The 934-nt window shown below is 50.5% G+C and carries 1 rRNA gene; it reads left to right on the plus strand.

Annotated features, from left to right (window positions below):
- Positions 1 to 387: 387 nt before the first annotated feature.
- Positions 388 to 934: ribosomal RNA gene (locus JJ917_17805) — 23S ribosomal RNA — on the plus strand; the annotation flags it as partial.

Below are 934 nucleotides of genomic sequence, written 5' to 3' on the forward strand. Positions count from 1 at the left end.
GGGTGCGTAACCCCGGAAGTCACATAGTTTTATTGAAAGAATGTTAGTTGCTGCGGGAGTCTTTCGAGGCCGAAGCGGTGGCGTTAAACAGCTTGCCTGTGCGACAGGCCCGGGGCAACCCGGTAGTGCCGGAAAAGACCAGAATAAACCCTGGCGCTTCGCCCGGCGAAGTTCTTTGACATGGTGAAAAAGTATAACAATGTATAAAGAGCGGCAATCGATTGATTGTCAGCTCATATAGTATGTTTGAAGTGTTCGTTTTACGAACGCAGATAACATGCGCCTAGGGTAGCTGTAGGTGGTAGTACACCTGCAGCCCACAAGAGTAATAGCTCAAGCAATTGAGTATGTTCCTTGCGCGCACCGAGAGGTAGTGCAAGCCATATAAAATAAGCAATTAAGGGCACACGGTGGATGCCTAGGCATGCAGAGGCGAAGAAGGACGTGTAAAGCTGCGATAAGCTGCGGGGAGTTGCAAAAGAACTGTGATCCGCGGATTTCCGAATGGGGCAACCCACTCTAATTTATTAGGGTATCCTTTCGAGGAGGCATACCCGGGGAACTGAAACATCTAAGTACCCGGAGGAAGAGAAAACAACAGTGATTCCGCAAGTAGTGGCGAGCGAACGCGGAGCAGCCCAAACCGCATCCTACGGGGTGCGGGGTAGTAGGACCTGCGTAATTTTTGTAATCTTAAATCGAAGCTGTCTGGAAAGCAGCGCCACAGAAGGTGAAAGCCCTGTAGGTGTACCGATTACAAGAAGGCGGGTATCCTGAGTAGCGCGAGACCGGTGAAATCTTGCGTGAACCAGCCGGCACCATCCGGTAAGGCTAAATACATCTGCATGACCGATAGTGAACCAGTACCGTGTGGGAAAGGTGAAAAGAACGCCGAGATGGCGAGTTAAATTGTACCTGAAACCGTGTGCGTTCA

The organism is Hyphomicrobiales bacterium, from assembly GCA_017642935.1.
Lineage (GTDB): Bacteria > Pseudomonadota > Alphaproteobacteria > Rhizobiales > MH13 > MH13.